Origin of the sequence: Pseudomonas alkylphenolica (assembly GCF_000746525.1) — a bacterium.
GTDB classification, from domain to species: domain Bacteria; phylum Pseudomonadota; class Gammaproteobacteria; order Pseudomonadales; family Pseudomonadaceae; genus Aquipseudomonas; species Aquipseudomonas alkylphenolica.
Genome location: NZ_CP009048.1, coordinates 1,423,965 through 1,449,325, shown reverse-complemented (window position 1 = coordinate 1,449,325; position 25,361 = coordinate 1,423,965). Strand labels below are relative to the sequence as shown.

The window sequence follows — 25,361 nt, the reverse complement described above, 5'->3', positions numbered from 1 at the left end:
CTTTGAAACCGGGCCTGTTCGCTAGCACAAGCGGCCGTTATCGACCCAGGCTGGTGCAACCCTCCCCCTTATGGGGCACTCAATACACATCGCGCAGATAACGTTTACTGCGGCTCAATTCAGCAACGTAGGCGTCGGCCTGCTCGACGCTCAATCCGCCGTGCTCAGCCACCACTTGCTTGAGCGCGGCATCGACGTCACGGGCCATGCGCCCGGCGTCACCGCAGATATAGAAGTAGCCACCCTCTTCCAGCCAGCGCCAGAGTTCGGCGCCGTGTTCGAGCATGCGCTGTTGCACATAGATTTTTGCCACCTGGTCACGTGAAAACGCTGTGTCCAGACGGGTGAGATGCCCCTCGCGCTGCCAGGCCAGGAGTTCGTCGCGGTAATAGAAATCACTGGCCGCTTTCTGTTCGCCGAACAGCAACCAGTTACGCCCCGTGGCGCCTTCGGCCTGACGCTCCTGCAGGAATGCCCGGAACGGCGCGACGCCGGTGCCGGGACCGACCATGATCACCGGCGCAGTACCGTCCTTGGGCAGGCGAAAATGTGCGCTTGGCTGGTTGAAAATAGCCACTTTGCCTTGTGCGGCCCGGTCGGCCAGGTAGGTTGAGCAGACGCCTTTGCGCTGGCCATAACGGACCGTGGAAACCGTCAGATGAACCTGATCGGGGTGGTACTTGGCGCTGGAGCTGATCGAGTACAAGCGTGGCTGCAACGGTTTGAGCAGGCTCAGCCAGGTTTCCAGGTCGAGCGCCGGTTTGAAGGCATGCACCAGGTCAATCAGTTGCTTGCCCCATAACCATTCCTTGAGCGGCGCTTTGTTCTGCGGCTTGAGCAGGTCCTGCAGCTGCGCGTTACCACTGCGCAGGGCAATGGCTTCCAGCATGGCCGGGGTGATCCGGGCGATTTCCAGGTGCTCGCCCAAGGCCGCGGCCAGCGGCATGTCGGCCTGGCCCTTGAGGCTGACCAACCGCCGGCCATCCAGGCCGGTCGCCGTAAGCAGCTCGTCCACCAGTGCAGGACAGTTGCGCGGCCACACGCCGAGGGCATCGCCGGCCTGATAGCTGAAGCCGCTGTCGGCCAGGTCGAACACGATTTTCCGAGTTTCCTTGGTGGCGCCCGGGCTGTTGAGCAAGCGGTTTTCCAGCATCCTGGCGGGCAGCGGCTGTTGTTTGCTGAAGCCCGTGGCCGCTGGCCTGGACACAGGCAACGCCAGCGTCTGCTGATCCCGCCCGAACTTGGCCAGCAGCGCCTGCAACCACTGCCCTGCCGGTGCGGCAAAGTCACCCTCGCAATCGACCCGTTCCAGCAAGCGCCGACCACCGAGCTCGGCCAGGCGCTGGTCGAGCTTGCGGCCGAAACCACAGAATTGCTCAAAGCTGGAATCGCCCAGGGCCAGTACGGCATAAGGCAGCCCGGCGCAGCGTTGCGCATGTTCACCCTGCAAGTCCTGCCAGAACGCCGCACCGCTATCCGGTGCGTCGCCGTCGCCAAAGGTGCTGGCAATCAGCAGCAGGCTGGCGGGACTGTCCAGCTGCGCCAACGCGACATCTTCCATGCAGCTCAACTGCACCGGCAGGCCAACCTCACGCAGCTGTTCGGCACACTGTTCGGCCAGGGCCTGGCCGTTGCCGGTTTGCGAGGCCCAGAGCAACAGATGCTGGTCCTGCATCGAGGCGAGCGGTTGCTCGACTTGCACTGCGCTGATGCGCTCGCCAGCGACCCGGCGCAGGGCCACCGCGCAATACTTGAAGGCCGGTTGCAGCGACAGCGGGTCGACGGCGTCGCTGGTGACTGCATTGATGGCCAGGTTGTCGCCGTAGACATCATTCCAGTGAAACGGCGCAAAGCAGTTGCCGGGCAATACCCGTGTGCTGATGCGCGCGGGCAACACCGCCTGGCCGCGCCGCGAGCGCACTTGCACCTGGTCCTTTTCGGCAATGCCCAGGCGTTTGGCATCTTCGGGATGAATCTCGACAAAAGGGCCGGGATCGAGCTTGTTCAACGCCGCGACTTTGCCGGTCTTGGTCAAGGTGTGCCATTGATGCTGAACCCGCCCGGTGTTGAGCACCAGGGCGAACTCGTCATCCGGCAGCTCGGCGCTCGGCAGGCAGGGCCGGGCAAAGAAGCGGGCCTTGCCACTCGGGGTGGCAAAGGCGATGGCCGGCGCCTGGCCAGCGGCATCGCGATAGAGGCTCTGGCTGACCCCGTCATTGCGATAACGCAGCGGGCTGCGGCTGTCCTCGCGCCCCGGCTGACACGGCCATTGTTGAGGCGTCTGACGCAAACCGGCGTAGCTGACGCCGCGCACATCGTAGCCGGTGGCCGGATTCCAGGCCTGTCGGATCTCGTCGAACACCGCTTCGGCACTGGCGTAGCTGAACGCCTCGGCGTAACCCATGGCACAGGCGACACGGGCAATGATCTGCCAGTCGGGCAAGCTGTCGCCCGGCGGTTCGACGGCCTTGTTCATCAACGTCAGGTTGCGCTCGGAGTTGACCATCACCCCTTCGCCCTCGGCCCACAGCGCGGCGGGCAGAAGGATATCGGCATAGCGGTTGGTCTCGGTGTCGAGAAAGGCATCCTGGGTGATCACCAGCTCCGCCCGCTGCAAGCCATCGATCACCCGTTGGCGATTGGCGACGCTGGCCACCGGGTTGCTGCAGATAATCCAGCAGGCCTTGATCTGCCCGGCTGCCAGTTGCTCGAACAGGGCTATGCTGCCGTCACTGCTTTCGCTGCGCAGACTGCCGGCGGGCACCTGCCACAGCTGCTCGACGAAAGCGCGGTCACTCTCGACCTGGGCCGAACGCTGGCCGGGCAGGCCCGGGCCCATATAGCCCATCTCGCGCCCGCCCATGGCATTGGGCTGGCCGGTCAGGGAAAACGGCCCGCTGCCGGGCCGGCAAATCGCTCCGGTGGCCAGGTGCAGGTTGCACAGGGCGTTGGTCTGCCAGGTGCCATGGATGCTCTGGTTCAGGCCCATGGTCCAGCAACTCATCCATTCCGGCGCCTGGCCGATCCATGCGGCGGCCTGGCGGATATCGGCTTCGGCGAGCCCGGTGATGGCGGCGACCCGCTCGGGTGTGTAGTCCTCGAGAAAGTCCGGCAGGGCTTCCCAGCCTTCGGTGTAACGCTCGATGAAGTCATGATCACAGTGACCATTGTGCTTGAGCAGATAGAGCAGACCATTGAGCAACGCCAGGTCAGTGCCCGGTCTGATCTGCAGGAACAGGTCGGCTTTGTCGGCGGTGGCGCTGCGCCGCGGATCGACGACGATCAGCCGGGCACCGGCCTTGAGCCGGTCGAGCAGGCGTAGAAAGAGGATCGGGTGACAGTCGGCCATATTCGCGCCGATGACGAAGAACACCTCGGCACGATCAAAGTCCTGATAGCTGCCCGGCGGTCCGTCGGCCCCCAGCGACAGCTTGTAGCCGCTGCTGGCGCTGGCCATGCACAAGCGCGAATTGGATTCGATGTGGCGGCTGCGGACGAAGCCTTTGGCCAGTTTGTTGATCAGGTACTGGGCCTCCAGCGACATTTGCCCGGAGACGTAGAACGCCAGGGCATCGGGCCCATGCTCATCAATGACTGCGCGCAATCGCCGGGCCGTTTGTTCAATGGCTACATCAATGGGCGTCTGCACCGGATCGCGTTGACGCTGATCACGCAGGTAAGCCTGCTGCATGCGCCCTGATTCGCGCAGCGGCTGATGTGCGGTCAGGCCCTTGGTGCATAAGCGGCCAAAATTGCTCGGGTGCTGTTTGTCCCCGCTAACCTTGGTCACCCGGTTACCCTCAACCGTCATGACGATGCCACACCCCACACCACAATACGGGCAAACGCTGCGCACAGTGCTGCTGCTCATCTGCCAACCTCCTGCTTGCGCAAACAAAAAGGCGCCCTGTCGCCCCGGCTTGTGAAAACAAGCGGGAGCAACACGGCGCCTTTGTCGTGAACGGGGCAATCTGCGTTGATTGCCGGATATTCAAGCGTTAGCAAGGGTCGCGCCAGAACCGTACAAGCCCGTAGCAACAGGCTTGCGCTGCAAACTGTGGCGAAATATCTGCACTGTCTTGGGCGGGTATGCACCAAGGCGGCCCACTTCAGATTTGCCGCTGCTCCCATGGCTCTTTACAATTCGCGCCACTTTGGTCGGTACCCGCACATCCTTCTGCCGACCCCCGGAGCTTTTTCATGGAAGAAATAGAGCAGCACTGGCTGTATGCCCTGTCCGCGCCCATGGCCGCCCTCAATGGCGCCAGCTACACCGCCGCCACCTATTACGAACCGGCAGACGATGACGCAACGGACCTGCAGAAATGGTGGGGCATCAGCAATCGCCGGCAGTTGCTGGACATGCTGCCCATGGCCGATGACGGTCATGCCACCGAAGTCAGCAATGCCTATTGGCAAGCGGCGCGCTGCCTGCCCAGCGAATGGCACGACGCGCTGGAGCAATTGAACCCGCGCCAACGCATCCAGTACCAGTTCGCCTACCGCACCCTGGGCGACTGTGGCCCGGGTGGCGTCCGGGCCTGGGACCTGGGGCGCATGGGCTTCCTGCTGCGCAGCGGTCTGCGCAAAGGCTATGTCAGCGCCGATGAAAGCCTCTGGCTGCAAGGTCGCCTGGCGCTGCGCGCGCGTCATTACTACAACAACTGGAACACCTACCTGGCGGGCTACATCTATGGCAAAGCGCTGTGGAATTGCTCCGACAGCAGCGACGATGAACTAGCCCAGGAGCTCGCCCGTCAAGGGGGTGAACACTGGAACCGCTGCATTCTCAACAACCTGCGCAAGGGTGCCGGCGAACTGCTCGCCAGCCTGCCGTGGGACCTGCCGTTGAACCTGCCTGAACGCCCTGACACGCTGGAAGAGGATGCCTGGTCATGAGCTGCTGGATACGCCTGGGCATTGAGCCGACCAACGACCCTGACCTGATTCGCGGCGCCTACCGCGCACGCCTGCCGCACCACCACCCGGAAACCGACCCGGAGGGTTTCCAGGCCCTGCGCCAGGCCTATGAGGCCGCCTTGCAACTGGCCCGTGACGAGCAGAGCCCGACAGCCGCGGATGAAAGCCCGATGCCCGCCGAGGACGGTCCTGTCGAGCAGACTCAGGCAGCGTTTGCAGCGCTGCTCGAAGACTCGACCCGGCGCTTCGATCCCGCCGCTTGGCAAGCGTTTATCGAGCAGCTTGACCAGTTGTCCCTGGATGACCTGGAGCCGATCAGCTGGAACCTGCTCTACAACCTGATGCAGACCAGCCCGTTATCCCACAACTGCGTGCAGATGCTGGCTGCGCGCCTGGGCTGGGCCAGCCAGCTACTGAAGCTGGAACAACCGGAACAGGTTGAGGCCTTCCTCGAACGCACGGCCGAGCCGGACCCCTTTGACACCGCGCTGATGAAGGACTGGTCGCCGGCTGCGCAGATGGAGACCTTGTGGTTCACCCGTAGCCTTGAGTATCTGTTCCATAACCGGCCACTGTTCGAGTACAAACGCTTCGCCACCACGCACACCTGCATGGCCTTGCCCGCGGACGAGGCCTTTATCCAGCGTTTGCTGGTGCAGTTCAGCCAGGCCGGCATCGCCAGCAAAACCTTCTGCGCGATGGTTGCCGAGCAACAGCGCCAGGCACCGGACGATCTCGACCTGCTGTATATGCTGGCCTGCCAGAGCAGCGACAGCGGTCAGGAAGAACTCGCTCGCCAGTGCTGGACCCGCCTTTGGCGTGAACACCAGCATCCGCGGGCCGCACGCTGGCTGCTGGAGCTGTGCCGCAAGCACCAACCACAACGCCTGCCCTTGCTGATCCAGGCCTTCGATCGACTGGAGCCAGTCGCCACCTGGCCAGACGATCTTGAAGCGCCAGCGCAGGCCTGGGGCAGCCCGTCACAGCGCCCGGAAACCCTGACGCGCTGGTTCGAAGCCGCACGCAGCAAGCTGCCTGGCATTGCCGGCAGCTTTGTCGCCTGGCGGATGGACGGTGATGACGAACAGCCTTTGCTGGCCTGGCTGCTCGAAGAGCAGCAAGATACTCAGCTGCAGCGTCTGTACCGCCACGCCTGGGCGCTGCATCGAGGCGACAGCGGCTTGCTGCACCAGCTCATGGCCGAAGCGCCCGGCGATGATCCGTTGGACGCGCTGATCCTCGAAGGTTTCCAGTACCAGGCCACGCAACAGCTGCGCTGGCTGAACGAATCACCGGTTGCCCTGGCCCTGACCGCCTGCATCAACAACCCGTCGGCCCAGGCGCAATTGCCCGAAGCCTTGCGCGAAAGCCACCTGCGGCCAGTGTGCCGCGACTGGATGCGCCGGGTGCGCAGTTACCCGGCCACTGGCCTGATACGCCTGGCCGAGGCGTTCAAGCCGGGTGGAATGTTCCCGGCACCTTATGCGCTTGAGCTCCAGGCGCAACTTGCCGCTGCCGGTGTCGAACTGCCTCGCCCACCCGCCGATGAAGGCCTGTGGACCTGGCACCGGCAGAACCTGTTCATGCTGGCCCTGATCGACCAGCCGGAACGTTGGCTGGCGCTGACTTCGTCCGCCTTGCTGGCCATGCCCTACCCTGCCGATCACCCGTTTGCCGCGCTGCAACAGGTGCTGCTGCGCCTGCAAGCGGAGCAAGGCAACCTGGACGGGATGCTGGGCTGGCTGGACGACAATGATCCGGTTCAGCAGTTGATGGGCCAGCGCCTGCTCAGCGTGCAACAGGTGCTCGACAGCACCAGGTTGCCCAGCAACCTGCAGCTTTTTGCCTGCCTTGAGCGTGATCCAGGCGCCTTCGAAGACGACATGCTCGGTTTGATGCTGCTCTGCGGCGTGCTGTATCACGACCCAAGCCTGAACGCCGAGCAGCACCGCGAAGTGTTGCAACAGATCGCCAACCTGACCTGCGCGCAGGACTGGTTCGAACCGTTTCGCGACGGGCTGATCAAGGGCGAGCCGGTCCGCCCGCCAAGCAAAGTGCTCGAAGAAGATTATTTGCTCAACAGTACGTTGTTCTATACCGCGCTCGACGCCCTGAAGAACCTGGCGCGCTACGGTCGCGCCGGTGTGCCGAGGGTCAAAGTGCTCAAGGAGCTGCAACGCGCCAAAGACTTCCCGGGCATGGACACCGGGATTCGCGCTGCAATGACGGCGTTGCTGTCTTGGTCCGAACGCTTGTTGCCGGCCAATGCCAGCAACCAGGCAGCGCCAGCCTCGCATATCTGGAAACTGGGTAGCCGCCTGAGTCGCAAGGCCTATGGCGTGCAGGTGGTCGGCAGCATCATCCTCGGGCCGCTGTTGATCCTGATGGCCGGGAGCATGCCGTTACAGATCCTCTTCGCCCTGTTGTTCGTCGGCCTGTTGGGCAGCGCCAGCCTGCGCCGTTTGCACGATATGGGCCGAGGCATCCCGACGCTGATCCTGTTCGCGGCGCTGCTGCCGTTCCTGCCGTTTCTGCCGCTGGTGCTGCTGATCCTGCCGGGTGAACCGCTGCCCAACCGCTACGGTCTGCCACCGGTGAACGCCGCGCAAAACAACCTGCAGGCGGGCCTGCAAGCGGCTTTGCGGCGCTTGAACGGTTAGAACCGCAACTGCTCCAGCGCCTCGCTGAGGCGCTGGCGCTGACGGCTGATCTGCTCAGGTTGCTGGCTGGCCAAGGCGCTGGAAAAATCGTCCAGCCAGCTGCCGATCCGCTCGCGGTCATCTCCCAGGCTCTGCATCCAGGCCCGCTCCAGACGGGCCAGCAGGGTGCGGTTGGGCAACGCATCGCGTGGGTGGATTTTCAGCCCCGCGAGCCGCGCATGGCTGGCCTGCCGTGCCTGTTGGTCGAGCCCGGTGGGGCTGCGGTCAATGCTGTGACTATGCTGCTTGCCAGTGTCGAGCAGGGTCACGTCAACCTCCAGCAGGCCGTTGATGTCATAGCTGAAGCGCACATCCAGGCTCTGGATGCTGCCATTGGGCGTGAGTTCGATATCGAAGGCGTCGATAAAGATATTGTCACGAACCCAGGGCCGCTCCCCCTGGTACACCTCGATCCGGATCATTTTCTGCTCGGCATGGGTACTGCTGAAGCGCTTGACCCTGGACGTCGGGATCACCGTGTTGCGTTCGATGATCGGCGCAAACACACCGCTGACTTCTTCGCTGCGCGCGGCACTGATCCCCAGCGTATACGGACAGACATCGGTCAGGATCAGCTCTTCAATGGCCTCGTCGCGGGCCTTGCATGCCGCCTGGGTGGCGGCCCCGAGCGCGACGATGGTGTCCGGGTCCAGGTGCCGGTATGGCAGGCGGCCGAACAGGGTGGCGACCATCTGTTGCACCGCCGGCATACGCGTGGCGCCGCCCACCAGCACCAGGCTGTCGAGGTCCTTGGGGCTCACCCGGGCGTCGCGCAACGCCTGCTCGATCGGTGCCCGGATACGCGCCAGCAACCCGGTCCAGATCTTCAGCGCGCGGGCTTCGTCCAGTGACCATTGGCGGGTTTCACCGGCAACCTCACAGCTCAGGTGTTGCTCACCCTCACTCAGTTTGCACTTGAGTTGCTCGATGGCATCGGCAAGGCTGGCCAGGGTTTGCGGCGCCACTGCCGACGCTTTGAGTTGCCAGTCCTGCAAACAGGCTTGCAGCAACGCTGCGGTGAAGTCTTCACCGCCGAGGAAGTTATCGCCGGTCGATGCATGCACTTCGATCAGCGGCAGGGCGTACTCCAGCACCGTGACATCAAAGGTACCGCCGCCCAGATCGAAGATCAGCGTGCGCTCAAACTTCTTTTCGTGCAGGCCGTAGGCCATGGCTGCGGCCGTCGGCTCGTTGATCAGGCGTTGCACGCTCAAACCGGCGAGTTCGGCGGCGAAGCTGGTGCGCTTGCGTTGTTCGTCGCTGAAATACGCTGGCACCGAGATAACTGCCTCGCTCACCGGGCAGCCCAGGAAGGCTTCGGCATCGGCTTTCAAGGCACCGAGCACCAACGCCGAGAGTTCCTCCGGGCTGAACGACTGCTCACCAAGCTCAAGTTTTTTGTCACTGCCCATGAAGCGCTTGAAGGCGCCGACCGTGCGCTCGGGGTGAGTCGTCAGCCGTGCTCGTGCGGGCGCGCCGACCAGAATGCTGCCGTCGTCATCGAGACTGACAACCTAAGGGGTGAGGACATCGCCGAGGGCGTTGGGGATTAGTTGCGCCTGGCCCTCGCGCCAGACAGCCACCAGGCTGTTGGTGGTACCCAGGTCGATACCCAGCAAAGGCGCCGGGGAAGTGCGTGCATCCTGCATGATTGATCTCTTGCTCAGTAGGGGCTGGCACGGAGAAAGCAGCGACGTACCAGCGTGCTGGTGAATTCTGGGCGAAATCCAGAAACAAAAAAAGCGACCCTAAGGTCGCTTTCTTTGTTGCTTCCGGGTGTTCAGTGGGCCCTGGAAGCTAAATATGGCGCAGCGGACGGGACTCGAACCCGCGACCCCCGGCGTGACAGGCCGGTATTCTAACCGACTGAACTACCGCTGCGCATATGGACTTGCGTCCGGTTCCTCTCTGGTAACACCTTCTTGCGAAAGTGTCGGGTCAGGAACATCTCAGGAAGTGGTGGGTGATGACGGGATCGAACCGCCGACCCTCTGCTTGTAAGGCAGATGCTCTCCCGGCTGAGCTAATCACCCTTTCGTCTCGGTGTGGCGCGCATTCTACGGAGCACCGAACACTCTGGCAAGCACTTTTTTAAAAAAATTTTTCAGGCGTTCCAAAGACTTAGCGGACTTGGCCTGAAGCGTCCGCTCGGAGAATAATGCCCTCCTTATGTGTTGAGGAGAGATTCATCCCATGTGGTTCAAAAACCTGCTGACCTATCGCCTGACCCAGGATGTCCCGTTCGATCCCGAAGCACTGGAAACCGCTCTGGCCAGCAAGCCGGCGCGCCCCTGCGCCAGCCAGGAGTTGACCACTTACGGTTTCGTCGCGCCGTTCGGCAAAGGTGAAGATGCACCTTTGGTTCACGTCAGCGGTGACTTCCTGCTGATCGCCGCCCGTAAAGAAGAACGCATCCTGCCCGGCAGCGTGGTGCGTGATGCCGTTAAAGAGAAGATCGACGAGATCGAAGCCGAACAGATGCGCAAGGTCTATAAGAAGGAGCGCGATCAGATCAAGGACGAGATCATCCAGGCGTTCCTGCCGCGCGCCTTTATCCGTCGCTCGATGATCTTCGCTGCCATCGCTCCCAAGCAGGGCCTGATCCTGGTCAACTCGGCCAGCGCCAAACGCGCCGAAGACCTGCTCTCGACCCTGCGGGAAGTAATGGGTTCGTTGCCGGTACGTCCGGTAACCGTGAAGATCGCCCCGAGCGCGACCATGACCGACTGGGTCAAGACCCAGCAAGCCGCGCCTGACTTCTTTGTACTGGACGAATGCGAACTGCGTGACACCCACGAAGACGGCGGTATCGTGCGCTGCAAACGCCAGGACCTGACCAGCGACGAGATCCAGTTGCACCTGGGTACCGGCAAGGTCGTGACCCAGCTGTCGCTGGCCTGGCAGGACAAACTGTCGTTCGTACTCGACGACAAGATGGTCATCAAGCGCCTGCGTTTTGAAGAACTGCTGCAGGACCAGGCCGAAGAAGACGGCGGCGACGAAGCCCTGGGGCAACTCGATGCCAGCTTTACCCTGATGATGCTGACCTTCGGCGAGTTCCTGCCGGCGCTGTTCGAAGCGCTGGGTGGCGAAGAGATTCCGCAGGGGGTCTGACGTCACAAACCTCCCCCGGTGGGAGCGGGCTTGCCCCGCGATTGCGGTTTTCCAGCCACATCGCATCGCGGGACAAGCCCGCTCCCACCGGGACGGCCCCATCCACTGCTAGAGATGCTGCATGTCCTGGATCATCCTGTTTTTCGCCGGCCTGTTCGAAGTAGGCTGGGCTGTCGGCCTCAAATACACCGACGGTTTCACCCGCCCCCTGCCCACTGTCCTGACCATCGCCGCCATGGCGATCAGCCTCGGCCTGCTGGGCCTGGCCATGAAAGAATTGCCGCTGGGCACCGCCTATGCGATCTGGACCGGTGTCGGCGCCGTTGGTACGGTGATCGCCGGTATCATCCTGTTCGGCGAATCCATGGCGCTGGTGCGTCTGGCCAGCGTCGCTTTGATCATCACCGGCCTGATCGGCCTCAAGGTCAGCGCCAGCTGACCTTGCCCTGTGCGCTCAGCGCAGGTTGCCACGCAACTGGCTGACCCGCTCACGCAATATCGCAGGTTCCGCCGCCTCTACCGGGATGGCGGAACCCGCCACCAAGGTTACCCGCGACCACAAACGGCGAAAGAAGCCCTTGGCCGGGTCGCGACTGAAGAAACTCCCCCACAACCCCTGCAACGCCAAGGGAATCACCGGTACCGGGGTCTGCTCGATGATCCGGCTCAGGCCGCCCTTGAACTCATCGATCTCACCGTCGGTGGTCAGCTTGCCCTCGGGGAAGATGCACACCAGCTCGCCATCGGCCAGGTAGGCAGCAATCTGCTTGAATGCCCGCTCATAGGTCTCGGGGTCTTCATTGCGTCCGGCAATGGGAATGGCGCCGGCGGTGCGGAAGACAAAGTTGAGCACCGGCAACTGGTAGATCTTGTAGTACATGACAAAGCGAATCGGCCGACGCACCGCTCCGCCAATCAACAGGGCATCGACGAACGACACATGGTTGCACACCAGCAACGCCGCACCCTCCTCCGGAATCTGCTGCAGGTCGCGGTGCTCGACCCGGTACATGGAGTGGCTGAGCAACCAGATCATGAAGCGCATGGTGAACTCGGGCACGATCCTGAAGATGTAGGCGTTGACGCCGATGTTCAGCAGCGACACCACCAGGAACAACTGCGGGATGGTCAGCTCAACCAAGGTCAACAGCACGATGGTGACAATCGCCGACACCACCATGAACAGCGCGTTGAGAATGTTGTTGGCGGCAATCACCCGCGAACGCTCTTGTTCAGGCGTACGCGACTGGATCAGCGCATACAGCGGCACGATATAAAAGCCGCCGAAAACGCCGAGGCCGACAATCGCCAGCAACACCCACCAGGCTTCGGACATGCCCAGCAACGCCAGCCAGTCATGCGGCGTCGCCGCGGGCGGAACATCCCCCGAGTGCCACCACCAGAGCAAACCGAACAGGGTCAGGCCGAACGAGCCGAACGGCACCAGGCCGATTTCCACCTTGTGGCCGCTAAGGCGTTCACACAGCAGCGAGCCCAGGGCGATGCCCACCGAAAACAAGGTCAGCACCAGCGTGACTACGGTCTCGTCGCCGTGCAGCCAATCCTTGGCATAGGCCGGAATCTGCGTGAGATAAATGGCGCCGACGAACCAGAACCAGGAGTTGCCGACAATCGAACGCGACACAGCCGGGGTCTGGCCCAGCCCCAGACGCAAGGTCGCCCACGACTGGGTGAAGATGTTCCACTCCAGCTTCATCTGCGGCGACGCCGCACTCGCCCGCGGAATCCACTGGCTGGACAGGTAACCCAGCGCAGCCACCAGAACCACCGCACAGGCCACCACCGGCGCATAGTGGGTGCTGGACATCATCACCCCGGCGCCGATGGTGCCGGCCAGAATGGCCAGGAAGGTGCCCATCTCGACCAGGCCGTTACCGCCGACCAGCTCCTGCTCATGCAGGGCCTGGGGCAGGATCGAGTACTTGACCGGGCCGAACAGCGCCGAATGGGTGCCCATGGCAAACAGTGCCAGCAGCATCAGCACCAGATGGTTGGTCAGAAAGCCGATGGCGCCGATGGCCATGATGCCAATTTCGGCCAGTTTGATCAGGCGGATCAGCGCATCCTTGGGGTACTTCTCACCGAACTGTCCGGCCAGTGCGGAAAACAGGAAGAACGGCAGAATGAACAGCAAGGCACAGAGGTTGATCCAGATCGAGCGGTCGCCGTCGATGGCCAGTTTGTAGAGAATCGCCAGGATCAACGACTGCTTGAACAGGTTATCGTTGAACGCTCCCAGCGACTGGGTAATGAAGAACGGCAGGAACCGTCGTTTGCCTAGAAGGCTGAACTGCGAGGCTTGACTCATCGTCCGTGTACCTGAGTGGGGCTTTGTCATTGGAGGCACGCAGAGCGGACAAAGCCACAATCACCCAGGTAAATGCAATCTACTTGTGTAACCCGGCAATGCATGGCGAGACAAACAGTTCACCGCGCCAGGCCCCGCGCAGGGTGAGGCTGGCGACCATCATCCACAGACCGGCCAGCGCCACCACCAGCACCAGGCCCATGTGCTGGAAGAAGGCCAAGCCCAGCCAGGCACCGAGCTTGAGGGTGGCCAGGGTGTAGACCCCCAGTGGAAAGGTGAAGCCCCACCACCCCAGGTTGAACGGCATGCCGTGGCGCATGTAGCGCAGGGTGATCAGCACGGCAGTGAGCAACCACCACAAGCCGGCGCCCCACAACACAATCCCGGCAACCAGGCCCAGGCCGCGGGCAATTTCACCCAGGTCGCCGAAGCCGTTGGCAGCGAAGATCGCCGGTGCGTCGGCGCCCAGCAGCAACATGCCCAACGCCCCGGTACCGATCGGGCCCAGTGCCAGCCAGCTGGAAGCGGCCATGTTGGCGTGGGGCAATTTGTGCAGGGCCATACGCAGCATAAGGATGGTCAGGATGCTGAACGCCACCGGCAGCGACACCGCCCACAATACATAGCTGGTAATCAGCACCAGAAATTGGCTGTGGGCATCGACCAGGTGCGGCGCCAGCTGGCCACCACTGGCGGCGGCGACCTCAGCGGCAACCACCGGCAACAGCCACACCGCGGTCATCTGATCGATGCTGTGCTCCTGGCGGGTGAACATCAGATAGGGAATGGCCACGCCGCAGAGCAGCGCCAGCCCCACATCGAACCACCACATGGCCTCGACCCAGGGCACGATGCCTTCACCCCAGCGATTGACGCCAAACAGCAAGCAACCGTTGAGGATGGTGGCCAGCCCCATGGGGATGGTGCCGAAGAACATCGATACCGTGGAATGGGCAAAAATCTGCCGCGCCTCATCGAAGAACATCAGCCAGCGCGCGGCATACAACACGCTGAACAGGATGAACAGGGCAATGGTCAGCCACCACAAGGCTTCTGCCGTTCCATGCAGGCTGTCGATGCCGATCTGCATCAGGGCCAGGGCCAAGACCCCGGTGCCCATGGTCGCGGCGAACCAGTTGGGGGTGAACTGGCGGATGACTTCACGCGGGTGAGCCAGATGGCTCAACGGGCGCAGGGGTGAAGCGGTCTGTTGCAGGCATGGCATGGTCGGAGTCTCCTGTAGTCCGGTGACGTGAGACCATCTTATGCTCACAAAGAATATCCATATAACGGGTATTTTCTCTATCTGTTATCTATTTCATAGATATGGATCCAGCTCTATCCACCCCTTCCCGCCCAGGCGTATGCTTGGCCGCTGACGGCCCCAATGCAATAACAACAAGGACGTGCCATGCTCGACGCCGTAAGACGCTACAACCCGCAAGTGCGCCTGCTGCTGACCACCACTTTTGTCTTGACCCTGGCGCGGGCGATCACCCTGCCCTACCTGGTGGTCTACCTCGCGGAAAACTTCGCCCTGGATGTCAGTGGCATCGGCCTAATGATTGGTGGCGCGCTGATTGTCGCCTCGCTGCTGAGCCTGTACGGCGGCTACCTGATCGATACCCTGCGCAGTTACACGGTGATCATCGTCTCTACCCTGGTGTTCGCCATAGCCTTCGTTACCGCCATCGTCAGCCGTGAACTGAGCCTGTTCTTCACCAGCCTGGTGGTGATCAACCTGGCGCTGGCGGTGGTCGACATTGCCGCCAAGGCCGGGTTTTGCGCCCTGCTACCGCTGGAAGAACGCTCCGAGGTGTTCTCGATCAAATACACCTTGAGCAACGTCGCCTACGCCGTCGGCCCGTTTGTCGGTGTGGCGCTGATCATGCTCGACAATCACCTGCCCTTTCTGGTTTCAGCGGCGTTGGGGCTGGCCATGTGCCTGTGCTACCGGCGTTGGGGCGAGCGCTCGGCGCGGGCGCAACTGGACGGCAGCCCGCAGGCCGGGTTTCTCAGCGTGGGCGGACAACTGCTCAAGGATCGCCGGTTGGTCTGTTTCACCCTCGGCGGCGCGCTCAGTGCCGTGGTCTTCGGCCAGTTCACCGCTTACCTGTCGCAGTACCTGGTAGTGACCACCAATGCCAGCGAGGCGGCGCGGTATATCAGTTACCTGGTAGCCACCAACGCCATCACCGTCATCGCCTTGCAGTATGTGATCGGGCGGCACATCAACAGCCGCCAGCTGATGCCCTGGTTGCTGGCCGGTATGGCGCTGTTCCTGGCTGGCCTGCTGGGATTCTCCCTGGCCCAGTCGCTGCTGGTCTGGTGCCTGGCGATGCTGGTGTTCACCCTCGGCGAGATCATCGTCATTCCGGCCGAGTACATGTTCATCGACAGCATCGCCCCCGAGCATCTGCGCGGGGTGTATTACGGCGCGCAGAACCTGTCCAACCTCGGGGCAGCGCTGGGGCCGGTGATCTGCGGCTTTGCCCTGGCACATCTGGTGCCGGTGGCCACCTTCTATCTATTGATTGGCTCGGTGCTGCTGGCGGCGCTGTTTTATTACCTGGGGGCTCGGCGCTGACCTCTTTCGCGGGGCAAGCCCGCTCCCACCGGGAGTTGAGGTAACCGGTGGGAGCGGGCTTGCCCCGCGATTGCATAACAACCGCCGCCCTCGACCTGCGACGCTCTGCCACTGCTACCATGGTCGGCGCTGACGAAGCGCCAGCGGCGTGCCAGACTGATTGATCGAGGTTCGCCGTTACACTGACGGCTGTTTTTGTTTCGGAGTAGTCATGTCGCTGTCCAGTGGGCTGATCGCCGTGGTCGCCCTGGCCTATATGGCCATCATGTTCGCTATCGCATTTTATGGCGACCGCCGCAAAACGCCGCTGCCACCGCGCCTGCGTGCCTGGGTGTACAGCCTGTCGCTGGCGGTGTACTGCACCAGCTGGACCTTCTTTGGCGCCGTCGGCCAGGCGGCCGAACAGCTCTGGGCGTTCCTACCGATCTACCTCGGCCCGGTGCTGTTACTGCTGTTCGCACCCTGGGTGCTGCAGAAGATGGTGCTGATCAGCAAGCAGGAAAACATCACCTCGATCGCCGACTTCATCGCCGCCCGCTACGGTAAATCCCAGTCCTTGGCAGTGGTGGTGGCGCTGATCTGCCTGGTCGGCGTCCTGCCTTATATCGCCTTGCAGCTCAAAGGCATCGTGCTCGGCGTCAACCTGTTGATCGGCGCCAGTGCCGACGCCACCGGCAGCCGCGTGCAGGACACCGCGCTGGTGGTGTCACTGGTGCTGGCGTTGTTCTCCATCGTTTTCGGTACCCGCAGCCTGGATGTCACCGAACACCACCGCGGTATGGTCCTGGCGATTGCCTTCGAATCGCTGGTCAAACTCCTCGCGTTTCTTGCCGTCGGCGCCTTTGTCACCTTCGGCCTGTTCAACGGCTTCGACGACCTGTTCAGCAAGGCACAACTGGCCCCGCGCCTGGAAGGCTTCTGGAACGAGACCATCAATTGGCCGTCAATGATCGTCCAGACCGGCGTGGCGATGATGGCGATCATCTGCCTGCCACGGCAGTTCCATGTCACCGTGGTCGAGAACATCGAGCCGCAGGATCTGCGCCTGGCCCGCTGGGTATTCCCGACTTACCTGATCCTCGCCGCGCTGTTCGTGGTGCCGATTGCCCTGGCCGGACAAATGTTGCTGCCGGGTGTGATTCCCGACTCTTACGTCATCAGCCTGCCGCTGGCCGAAGCGCATCCGGCGCTGGCATTGCTGGCGTTCATCGGCGGCGCCTCGGCCGCCACCGGTATGGTGATCGTCGAAGCAGTGGCGCTGTCGACCATGGTCTCCAACGACATGCTGCTGCCCTGGTTGCTGCGCCGCAACAACGCCGAGCGCCCCTTCGAAGTGTTCCGCCACTGGATGCTCTCGGTACGCCGGGTGACAATCGTCGTCATCCTCCTGCTGGCCTATGTCAGCTATCGGCTGCTGGGCTCTACCGCAAGCCTGGCGACCATCGGCCAGGTTGCCTTTGCCGCGGTGACACAACTGGCACCGGCCATGCTCGGCGCCCTGTACTGGAAACAGGCCAACCGTCGTGGGGTATTCGCAGGTCTTGCGGCGGGGATCTTCCTCTGGTTCTACACCCTGGTCCTGCCTATTGCCGCCCACAGTGTGGGCTGGTCGCTGGAGCTGTTCCCAGGATTGGCCTGGCTGCACGGCAACCCGCTGAACCTGCCGATCACCCCGCTGACCCAGGGCGTTGTGCTGTCGCTGGCGGGCAACTTCACCCTCTTCGCCTGGGTCTCGATCCTTTCGCGCACCCGCGTGTCCGAGCACTGGCAGGCCGGCCGCTTCATCGGCCAGCAAACCAGCGCCCGCCCCAACAGCCGCTCCTTGCTGGCCGTGCAAATCGCCGACTTGCTTGAACTGGCGGCACGCTTTGTCGGTGAAGAACGCGCGCGGCAAAGCTTCATCCGCTTCGCCTACCGCCAGGGCAAGGGCTTCAACCCCAACCAGAACGCCGACGGCGACTGGATCGAGCACACCGAACGCCTGCTGGCCGGTGTGCTCGGCACCTCCTCGACCCGTGCCGTGGTCAAGGCGGCCATCGAAGGCCGCGACATGCAGCTTGAGGACGTGGTGCGCATCGCCGACGAAGCCTCGGAAGTGCTGCAGTTCAACCGCGCCCTGCTGCAAGGCGCGATCGAGAACATCAGCCAGGGCATCAGCGTGGTCGACCAGAACCTGCTGCTGGTGGCCTGGAACCGCCGCTACCTGGAACTGTTCAACTACCCCGACGGCCTGATCAGCGTCGGCCGGCCGATTGCCGACATCATCCGCTACAACGCCGAACGCGGCCTGTGCGGCCCTGGCGAAGCCCAGGTGCATGTGGCCCGCCGCCTGCACTGGATGCGCCAGGGCCGTGCGCACACCTCCGAACGGCTGTTCCCCAACGGCCGGGTCATCGAACTGATCGGTAACCCGATGCCTGGCGGCGGTTTCGTCATGAGTTTTACCGACATCACCCCGTTCCGCGAAGCCGAACAAGCCCTCAAGGACTCCAACGAAGGCCTTGAACAACGGGTCGCCGAACGTACCCAGGAGCTGTCGCAACTGAACCAGGCGCTGACCGAAGCGAAAAGCCATGCCGAGGCCGCCAACCAGTCCAAGACCCGCTTCCTGGCCGCTGTCAGTCATGACCTGATGCAGCCGCTGAACGCTGCCCGACTGTTCTCTGCCGCCCTCTCCCACCAGGGCGATGGACTGTCGGCAGACGCCCAGCAACTGGTCCAGCACATGGACAGCTCACTGCGTTCAGCCGAGGAGCTGATCAGCGACCTGCTCGATATCTCGCGCCTGGAAAACGGCAAGATCACGCCCGACCCGAAACCCTTCGCCCTCAACGAGCTGTTCGATACCCTAGGTGCGGAGTTCAAGGTGCTGGCCCAGCAACAGGGCCTGGATTTCCGCCTGCGCGGCAGCCGCCTGCGGGTGCACAGCGACATGAAACTGCTGCGCCGGATCCTGCAGAACTTCCTGACCAACGCCTTCCGTTACGGCAAGAGCCCGATCCTTCTGGGCGTACGCCGCAACAACGGCAAACTGTGGCTGGAAGTCTGGGACCGCGGCCCGGGCATTGCCGACGACAAACTGCAAGTGATCTTCGAAGAGTTCAAACGCCTGGACAGCCACCAGACCCGCGCCGAAAAAGGCCTGGGCCTGGGCCTGGCGATCGCCGACGGCCTGTGCCGGGTACTCGGCCATTCCCTGGAAGTGCGCTCCTGGCCCGGCAAAGGCAGCGTGTTCCGCGTCAGCGTGCCGCTGGCGACGACGCCGGCTGTGGCCGTCGTCACTCCGGCCGAGCAAGCCGGGCAGCCGCTGGCGGGGATGCAGGTGCTATGCGTCGACAACGAAGACAGCATTCTGGTCGGCATGAACAGCCTGCTCAGCCGCTGGGGCTGCCAGGTCTGGACCGCGCGCAACCGTGAGGAGTGCGATGCCCTGTTGAACAAGGGTATGCGTCCGCACCTGGCATTGGTCGACTACCACCTGGACGATGGCGAAACCGGTACCGAACTGATGGCCTGGCTACGCACGCGCTTGGGCGAACCGGTGCCTGGCGTGGTGATCAGTGCCGATGGACGCAGCGAAACGGTCGGCCAGGTGCATGCCGCCGGCCTCGACTACCTGGCCAAGCCGGTCAAGCCGGCGGCCTTGCGCGCCCTGCTCAATCGGCATCTGAGCCTGGTCCAGTAAGGGCGCTGGCGGCCAGCGGGTCGCCTTCGCTCATGGCCCGCTCCAGCAAGTCGGCCGGCAGGCTCTTGCTGGCGCGGGCCCCGAGCAATTTGAGCTGTTCGCTACGGCTGATCAGGTTGCCACGGCCTTCGCAGAGCTTGTTGCGCGCGGCGCTGTAGGCTTTATCCACCTGCTGCAGGCGATTGCCCAGTTCGTCCAGGTCCTGGATGAACAACACGAACTTGTCGTACAGCCAGCCCGCACGCTCGGCGATTTCCCGGGCATTCTGGCTCTGGCGTTCTTGCTTCCACAGGCTGTCGATCACCCTCAGGGTCGCCAGCAAGGTGGTTGGGCTGACGATGACGATCTGCCGGTCGAAGGCTTCCTGGAACAGGTTCGGCTCAGCCTGCAGTGCTGCAGAGAACGCTGCCTCGATCGGCACGAAGAGCAGGACGAAATCCAGGCTGTGCAAGCCTTCCAGGCGGTTGTAATCCTTGCCCGACAATCCTTTGACATGGTTGCGCAACGACAGCACGTGCTGCTTGAGCGCCGCCTGGGCAATCTCGCTGTCGTCAGCGGCGACATACTGCTGATAAGCGGTCAGGCTGACTTTGGAGTCGACCACCACCTGCTTGTCACCCGGCAACATGATCAGCACATCCGGCTGGAAGCGCTCGCCGTCAGCACTTTTGAGGCTGACCTGGGTCTGGTATTCGCGGCCCTTTTCCAGCCCCGCGTGCTCCAGCACCCGCTCGAGGATCAGCTCGCCCCAGTTACCCTGGGTCTTCTGGCCCTTCAGCGCCTGGGTCAGGTTAGTGGCCTCATCGCTCAGGCGCAGGTTGAGTTGCTGCAGGCGCTCCAGCTCCTTGGCCAGGGAGAAGCGCTCGCGGGCTTCCTGCTGGTAGCTGTCTTCAACCCGCTTTTCGAACGCTTGGATGCGCTCCTTGAGCGGGTCGAGCAATTGCCCCAGGTGTTGCTGGCTGGTCTGGGCAAAGCGTTGCTCACGCTCGTCAAAAATCTTGGTCGCCATTTCCGCGAACTGGGCGCGCAGCTCATCCCGAGAGCCCTGAAGATCGTCAAGGCGCTGCTGATGGCTTTCCTGCTGTTCACGCAGCTCGGCGCTCAGGGCCGCGCTGTGAGCATCCAGACGGCGTAATTCGGCCTCGCGGGCGCTGCGTTCGATCTGCCAGGCATGGGCAGCGTCACGGGCGTTGTCACGGTCGATCTGCAGCAACTCCAGCTCACGGGCCTGCGCGGCCAGCGTCGCCTGCTTGGCCGCATTGGCCTGGCTCAGGTCACTGATTTCGTCGCGGCTGGCGTCGAGCTGGGCGAGCAAGCCTTCCTGGGCCATCTGCGCACTGCCCAGGCGCTCCTCGAACAAGACCGCCTGCGCTTCACGGGCGGCCTGCCGCCGTTGCTGGGCAAACACCCATCCCAGGCACGGCACTGCGGCCACCATGATACCCAGCACAATGCTGGTCAGATCCAACGCCATTACCACCCGAATACCCCCAGCTGAAATCAACGGCTGAGCTTATCAGCCTTGCCGCTGTACTGCAGTCAAGCGTCTGGCAGCTGTTTGAGCAAACGCCGGGCTTCCTGGGAGCCTTGGGACGCCGCCAGCTCCAGCCAGTAACGCGCTTGCTCGGGTTCGTTGATCTGCGCCTGAGCACACAAGCGGCCGTATTCGAGCTGGGCACGCCGGTCCCCGGCACGCGCGGCCTGACGCAGCAGGTCGTAGCCGATACGCCGATCGCGGGCATTGCCGCAATCACGACAGAGCATCTGCCCCAGACGGCTTTGCGCAACCACCACGCCCTGACGTGCAGGTTGCTTGAGCAAGCGCCCGGCAAAATGCTTGACGTTGGGGTTGTCACCCAGGCGCGGATTGTCGAGCAGCCACAAAGCGACCTTCAAGGTGAAGCGCTGGGGCTCTGGCAAGGGCGGTGGAGCGGAAGAAATGGCGGGGATTCTGGCGCGAAACTTCATAACCAACAGCGAAGGCAACTCGAGAGGCGCGCCACTCTACTCCATTTTTCCGACAATGGCCCGAGCCCTTTCGATACTTTTTTCAAAATATTTCTGTGTTTATTTATTGACGCCGGTTGCGGAATTTTCTTCTGACAGAAGTCCACGCGCTGATTGTCGGACACATCGGAAAAAGCTGGTACGCCCGTCCTAGAGCAAGCGCTCGGGACAATCCACAGAAGCTGTGGATAACTCGGTGGACAACCCCCTCCAGGACCCCGCAAACCCCTATGAAATGGGGCTTTCGCTCAAACTGTCGATTTTTTCACCAGCTAAAATAAGTGTTTTTTTTCATTGACTTAAGCTTACGGTCAAGTCATTGGCGGGCCCATCAGGTGCTGTTGCAGCGCTGTAACATCGATTGCGCCAAGTGTGCACAACCGCCCCAAAGGAAGGCAGTTCGCTGCACGAATTTGGCACGTTCCCTGCCTCTGCGCCCTTCTGCCAGGTCTTCACAGATGGCAAAAAACGCGAGATACTGGTCGGCTCCTCTGATGAAAAGCCATCAACCCTTGTCAAGACCCGGCCATTGCTGTAGTCTTGCGACCGTTAGTACCAAGCTGAAAGTCAATTCTGGCCAAAGCAGTCCTTACAGCGCCCTGCCCACCTTGGACCAGCGCCTGTTGAAACAAGGACCGGCCCACTTGATGGTTCCCAGGTAAATCACTTCTTACTCTGACCGAACCAACCTGCAGATTGATCAGGATCTTCACCCCGTGGCATAGAACCTCGACCCGGTGTGTTGCCTGCCCTCTGACGTACCTACCAGTCAGCCCCAGCGCCACATGATAAATGCGCCCAAAACTGGCTGCCCTGTTCCAGTCAGGTTCTTCGCCCGGACTAAATCCCGGCGTTACTGGAACGTTTTAAGTGTGCACGGATCGAAACCGTGTCTATTGCAGGAACATCTAATAACTATGACTCACTCTATCCATACTCAGGCTGCGATTCGCACCCTTTCCCAGGCATTTGCCCCATTGAACTGCTTGATCCTGGCGTCGCGCAAAGGCGGCTTCAGCTTCACCCTGGTCAACGAGCACGGTATTGCCCGTCATAGCGAGCGCCTGTACCCCGAGCAGTACAGCCAGTCCGAGCCGCTACAAGCGGTCATCGAGCGCACCCGTCAGGCCCTGGTTGCCTGACCCGCTACGCTGCAACAGCTCAAGCCCCGCCCTCTCGCGGGGCTTTTTTATGCGCGCCACCTCAGTAGGAACGGGCTAGCCCCGCGATTGCGGACAGTCAGCCACATCGCATCGCGGGGCAAGCCCGCTCCCACAGCAAGCCCCTCTCCGGCATCCAGCCCTAATCACCCCACGGCATATGATTTATAACCAAAAGCTGCAAATGTTTTAAAAACAGACCTTTACACCGCGAATATGACACTACACTTCAACTCAAGCGGCATAGGCCGCTTCCGGCGGGCCTGACCGACTCTCCAGCTGCCAAGCTCCAGCGTCCGCCGGCCAAATTCAAGTTCGAGGGCATTATGGGTATCGCCGCGAGCGAGTTGAGCCAGTTTGTCATCCGCCCGACTCTGATCTACCTGGGTCGTCACAGCCCAAGCGCTGAAGCTCTATTACTAGGCATTGCCGCAAGCCAGTCCGCACTCGGCTCAGCCCTGCATGATCGCCGCGGCCACGGCCTCTACCGTATCGGCGAACTCCGCCACCAAAGCATCTGGGACCAGTTTCTGGCCCGCGACCCGGAACTGGCCAGCCTGGTCCGCGGCCTGGCCAGCCAGCATGCCTTCCTCAGCGGCCCGCACCTGGAACTGACGGTCAACCTGCGCTACGCCACCGCCATCGCCTGGATGCTCATTGAAGAACAAGCCCCCAAACTCCCCGCTGCCGACGATCTACTCGGCCTGGCACGCATCTGGCGCCAGACCTTCCAGCCCCAGGGACGCCTGCGCGATTTCACCTGCGCCTGGCAAACCTGCATCGCGCCTGTGACTCTTGAAGCCTGCTGATAGTCACTGAACTCCATATTCGGAAAACTCCCACCAATCTGGTCGGATTGTCCTACAAAACCGCTCTATCTCCTGCGATACAGCCTATAGCGCTGCGGGCGAAATGTTGGTAGTTTTCGCCCCGGAGATCCCAAGGAGTTCTAATAATGAAAAAAGTAATGCTCAAAACCTCTCTCGGCCTCGCCGTCACACTCGCCTCGACTCAATTGTTCGCCAGCGGCTTTGCCCTCAACGAACAGAGCATCAGCGGCATGGGCACAGGTTTCGCGGGTCGTTCTTCTTCTGCCGATGATGCCAGCACCGTATTCGGCAACCCTGCCGGTATGTCGCGCCTGAAACGCGAGCAGGTCACCGTGGGTGGCGCAGCCATTTTTGCCAAAACCGACATCAAGGACGGTCGTGGCACCTTTGGCGGCAGCAACGACGGCGACATGGTTCCAACCGTCGGCGTTCCAATGGGCTTCTACGTCAAGCCAATCGATGAACACTGGGCTTTCGGTATCGGTATGTATGTACCGTTCGGCCTGGTCACCGACTATGAAAGCGGCTTTGCCGGCCGTTACTTCGGCAGCAACAGCGAAGTTCAGGTCGTCACCCTGCAGCCGACCATCAGCTATGCCTTCAACGACAAGGTTTCGATCGGTTTTGGTCCAACCATCAACCGCATCGACGGCACCCTGGAATCTGCTGCGCTGAACCGCCGCTCGCCGGGCCGCGATGACGGCAAAGTGAAGATCTCCGGTGACGACACCGCCATCGGTTACAACATCGGTATTCTGGTACAGGCAACCGACAGCACCCGCGTCGGCCTGACCTACCACTCGATGGTCGATTACAAACTCGAAGGCGACACCAAGATTTCCGGCTCTGGCTTCGGCCCGTTCAGCGGCAGCAAGTTCGACGCCACGTTGAAAATCAAGACCCCGGAATCGGTCGACTTCTCGGTTACCCACGAGCTGAATGCCGACTGGACGCTGTACGCCGGTAGCACCTGGACCCGCTGGAGCCGCCTGGAAGCCATCACCGTCAACAACGAGGGCGTCCCGGGCGCATTGGCACCAGCCCTTGGCCAGATCAGCGAAGAGCAGAACTGGCATGACACCTGGGCTCACGCCATCGGTGCAGCCTACAAGCTGAACAAGGAATGGACCCTGCGCGCCGGCTTCAGTGTCGACCAGGCGCCAACCAACAACGCCAACCGCTCGCCGCGTATTCCGACTGGCGACCGCACGGTGTTCAGCCTGGGCGCTGGCTGGAGCCCGAACGATGACATGACCATCGACGTGGCCTACTCCTACCTGATGGAAGAAGACGTCAAGGTCAATCAGCGCACCTCGCCGACCGACCCTGCTCACTTCAAAGGCTCCTACAGCGCCAAGTATGAAAACAGCGCTCACGGTCTCGGTGCTTCCCTCACCTACCGTTTCTGATTTCATCCTGCTGTAAAAAAACCGCCCTCGGGCGGTTTTTTCATTCTCGTTGGCCCGTCCTCACGGCTGCGAAGCGATGGCTTTCTCGATAGCAGCGGTGAACTCGGGATCATCCGGCTTGGTCAGGCTGGAGAAGCTGGCGACTACCTTGCCCTTGCGATCGACCACGTACTTGTAGAAATTCCACTTCGGTGCGCTGCTCTGCTCGGCCAGTTCCTTGAACAACGGTGTCGCATCGCTGCCACGCACCGGCTGCGGCTTGGTCATGGTGAAAGTCACGCCATAATTGGCGTAGCAGACCTTGGCGGTCTTCTCGATGTCGGCGTCTTCCTGCTTGAAGTCGTTGGATGGCACCCCAAGCATTTCCAGGCCTTGCCCGTGATAGGTCTTGTAGACGCTTTCAAGCCCCTCGAACTGCGGGGCGAAGCCACAGTAGCTGGCAGTGTTGACCACCACCAGCGGCTTACCGGCAAAACGCTCACACAGGTCGACCTGCTCCTTGCCGCGCAATTCCGGCAGGCTACCCTGCTTTTCAAGCAGTGCCGGACAGTCTGCGGCCTGCGCTGACGCCGCAGCCATCAGGGTGAACAGTGGAACCAGGATCCAGCGTGTACGCATCGT

The 25,361-nt window shown here is 62.1% G+C and carries 15 protein-coding genes, 2 tRNA genes and 1 pseudogene; 9 read left to right on the top strand and 9 right to left on the bottom strand.

From position 1 onward, the window contains the following. Positions 1 to 79 precede the first annotated feature (79 nt). The gene (locus PSAKL28_RS06725; RefSeq protein WP_038608193.1) at positions 80 to 3,871 is read right to left on the bottom strand and encodes a bifunctional nitrate reductase/sulfite reductase flavoprotein subunit alpha; all 3,792 of its coding nucleotides are present in this window, start codon (positions 3,869 to 3,871) and stop codon (positions 80 to 82) included. Between the two features lie 329 nt (positions 3,872 to 4,200). On the opposite strand from PSAKL28_RS06725, the gene PSAKL28_RS06720 reads away from it, so the two are divergent. Both PSAKL28_RS06720 and PSAKL28_RS06715 read left to right on the top strand, forming a co-directional pair. After that, a complete protein-coding gene (locus tag PSAKL28_RS06720) occupies positions 4,201 to 4,899 on the top strand; it encodes a DUF1266 domain-containing protein (protein WP_038608191.1) in 699 nt (232 codons plus the stop codon). Further along, complete coding sequence (locus PSAKL28_RS06715; protein WP_038608189.1) at positions 4,896 to 7,580, top strand: DUF805 domain-containing protein; 2,685 nt, start codon at positions 4,896 to 4,898, stop codon at positions 7,578 to 7,580. Before PSAKL28_RS06720 ends, PSAKL28_RS06715 begins: the two co-directional genes overlap by 4 nt. Here PSAKL28_RS06715 and PSAKL28_RS06710 read toward each other — a convergent pair. From PSAKL28_RS06710 to PSAKL28_RS06700, 3 genes and pseudogenes are all read right to left on the bottom strand, one after another. Further along, a pseudogene (locus PSAKL28_RS06710) lies at positions 7,577 to 9,268 on the bottom strand (Hsp70 family protein). The gene PSAKL28_RS06715 and the pseudogene PSAKL28_RS06710 overlap by 4 nt on opposite strands. Before the next feature lie 155 nt (positions 9,269 to 9,423). Next, positions 9,424 to 9,500 (bottom strand) — tRNA-Asp (locus tag PSAKL28_RS06705). Positions 9,501 to 9,576: 76 nt separating this feature from the next. Then, positions 9,577 to 9,652, bottom strand: a tRNA-Val gene (locus PSAKL28_RS06700). 160 nt (positions 9,653 to 9,812) lie between these two features. Here PSAKL28_RS06700 and rdgC point away from each other — a divergent pair. Then, complete coding sequence (rdgC, locus tag PSAKL28_RS06695) at positions 9,813 to 10,733, top strand: recombination-associated protein RdgC (RefSeq protein WP_038608187.1); 921 nt, start codon at positions 9,813 to 9,815, stop codon at positions 10,731 to 10,733. Positions 10,734 to 10,854: 121 nt separating this feature from the next. Beyond that, positions 10,855 to 11,172 (top strand): quaternary ammonium compound efflux SMR transporter SugE, encoded by a 318-nt coding sequence (sugE, locus tag PSAKL28_RS06690; RefSeq protein WP_038608185.1) that lies wholly within the window; start codon positions 10,855 to 10,857, stop codon positions 11,170 to 11,172. Positions 11,173 to 11,187: 15 nt separating this feature from the next. Here sugE and PSAKL28_RS06685 read toward each other — a convergent pair whose 3' ends face one another. Then, positions 11,188 to 13,062 (bottom strand): MFS transporter, encoded by a 1,875-nt coding sequence (locus tag PSAKL28_RS06685; RefSeq protein WP_038608183.1) that lies wholly within the window; start codon positions 13,060 to 13,062, stop codon positions 11,188 to 11,190. Between the two features lie 79 nt (positions 13,063 to 13,141). Continuing rightward, a complete protein-coding gene (locus PSAKL28_RS06680) occupies positions 13,142 to 14,287 on the bottom strand; it encodes a TDT family transporter (RefSeq protein ID WP_038608181.1) in 1,146 nt (381 codons plus the stop codon). Between the two features lie 186 nt (positions 14,288 to 14,473). Between PSAKL28_RS06680 and PSAKL28_RS06675 the strand changes: the two genes are divergently transcribed. Together PSAKL28_RS06675 and PSAKL28_RS06670 are read left to right on the top strand one after the other, a co-directional pair. After that, positions 14,474 to 15,649, top strand: a complete 1,176-nt coding sequence (locus tag PSAKL28_RS06675; RefSeq protein WP_038608179.1) for an MFS transporter — start codon at positions 14,474 to 14,476, stop codon at positions 15,647 to 15,649. A gap of 211 nt (positions 15,650 to 15,860) precedes the next feature. Next, on the top strand, positions 15,861 to 19,334 hold the full coding sequence (locus PSAKL28_RS06670; RefSeq protein WP_038608177.1) for a hybrid sensor histidine kinase/response regulator: 3,474 nt from the start codon (positions 15,861 to 15,863) through the stop codon (positions 19,332 to 19,334). On the opposite strand, the gene PSAKL28_RS06665 is transcribed toward PSAKL28_RS06670, so the two are convergent. Further along, complete coding sequence (locus PSAKL28_RS06665) at positions 19,306 to 20,694, bottom strand: DNA recombination protein RmuC (protein ID WP_167335140.1); 1,389 nt, start codon at positions 20,692 to 20,694, stop codon at positions 19,306 to 19,308. The two genes, PSAKL28_RS06670 and PSAKL28_RS06665, sit on opposite strands and share 29 nt — an antisense overlap. A 179-nt stretch (positions 20,695 to 20,873) precedes the next feature. After that, positions 20,874 to 21,302, bottom strand: coding sequence for a tetratricopeptide repeat protein (locus PSAKL28_RS06660; RefSeq protein WP_038616287.1), 429 nt, complete (start codon positions 21,300 to 21,302; stop codon positions 20,874 to 20,876). A gap of 956 nt (positions 21,303 to 22,258) precedes the next feature. Here PSAKL28_RS06660 and PSAKL28_RS06655 point away from each other — a divergent pair. The 3 genes from PSAKL28_RS06655 (at position 22,259) to PSAKL28_RS06645 (ending at position 24,740) form a co-directional block, all read left to right on the top strand. Further along, positions 22,259 to 22,483 (top strand): hypothetical protein, encoded by a 225-nt coding sequence (locus PSAKL28_RS06655; RefSeq protein WP_038608173.1) that lies wholly within the window; start codon positions 22,259 to 22,261, stop codon positions 22,481 to 22,483. 344 nt (positions 22,484 to 22,827) lie between these two features. Beyond that, positions 22,828 to 23,310 carry a hypothetical protein gene (locus PSAKL28_RS06650; protein ID WP_038608171.1) on the top strand — a complete coding sequence of 161 codons (483 nt, stop codon included), beginning with the start codon at positions 22,828 to 22,830 and terminating at the stop codon, positions 23,308 to 23,310. Positions 23,311 to 23,456: 146 nt separating this feature from the next. After that, complete coding sequence (locus PSAKL28_RS06645) at positions 23,457 to 24,740, top strand: OmpP1/FadL family transporter (protein ID WP_038608168.1); 1,284 nt, start codon at positions 23,457 to 23,459, stop codon at positions 24,738 to 24,740. A gap of 60 nt (positions 24,741 to 24,800) precedes the next feature. Here PSAKL28_RS06645 and PSAKL28_RS06640 read toward each other — a convergent pair whose 3' ends face one another. Further along, on the bottom strand, positions 24,801 to 25,358 hold the full coding sequence (locus PSAKL28_RS06640; RefSeq protein ID WP_038608166.1) for a glutathione peroxidase: 558 nt from the start codon (positions 25,356 to 25,358) through the stop codon (positions 24,801 to 24,803). Between the last annotated feature and the right edge of the window lie 3 nt (positions 25,359 to 25,361).

Coding starts and splice junctions, on each gene's coding strand:
- PSAKL28_RS06655 (WP_038608173.1), top strand. CDS start 22,259: ATGACTCACTCTATCCATACTCAGGCTGCGATTCGCACCCTTTCCCAG.
- PSAKL28_RS06670 (WP_038608177.1), top strand. CDS start 15,861: ATGTCGCTGTCCAGTGGGCTGATCGCCGTGGTCGCCCTGGCCTATATG.
- PSAKL28_RS06650 (WP_038608171.1), top strand. CDS start 22,828: ATGGGTATCGCCGCGAGCGAGTTGAGCCAGTTTGTCATCCGCCCGACT.
- PSAKL28_RS06720 (WP_038608191.1), top strand. CDS start 4,201: ATGGAAGAAATAGAGCAGCACTGGCTGTATGCCCTGTCCGCGCCCATG.
- PSAKL28_RS06685 (WP_038608183.1), bottom strand. CDS start 13,062: ATGAGTCAAGCCTCGCAGTTCAGCCTTCTAGGCAAACGACGGTTCCTG.
- PSAKL28_RS06660 (WP_038616287.1), bottom strand. CDS start 21,302: ATGAAGTTTCGCGCCAGAATCCCCGCCATTTCTTCCGCTCCACCGCCC.
- PSAKL28_RS06680 (WP_038608181.1), bottom strand. CDS start 14,287: ATGCCATGCCTGCAACAGACCGCTTCACCCCTGCGCCCGTTGAGCCAT.
- PSAKL28_RS06715 (WP_038608189.1), top strand. CDS start 4,896: ATGAGCTGCTGGATACGCCTGGGCATTGAGCCGACCAACGACCCTGAC.
- PSAKL28_RS06640 (WP_038608166.1), bottom strand. CDS start 25,358: ATGCGTACACGCTGGATCCTGGTTCCACTGTTCACCCTGATGGCTGCG.
- PSAKL28_RS06645 (WP_038608168.1), top strand. CDS start 23,457: ATGAAAAAAGTAATGCTCAAAACCTCTCTCGGCCTCGCCGTCACACTC.
- PSAKL28_RS06725 (WP_038608193.1), bottom strand. CDS start 3,871: ATGAGCAGCAGCACTGTGCGCAGCGTTTGCCCGTATTGTGGTGTGGGG.
- PSAKL28_RS06675 (WP_038608179.1), top strand. CDS start 14,474: ATGCTCGACGCCGTAAGACGCTACAACCCGCAAGTGCGCCTGCTGCTG.
- sugE (WP_038608185.1), top strand. CDS start 10,855: ATGTCCTGGATCATCCTGTTTTTCGCCGGCCTGTTCGAAGTAGGCTGG.
- rdgC (WP_038608187.1), top strand. CDS start 9,813: ATGTGGTTCAAAAACCTGCTGACCTATCGCCTGACCCAGGATGTCCCG.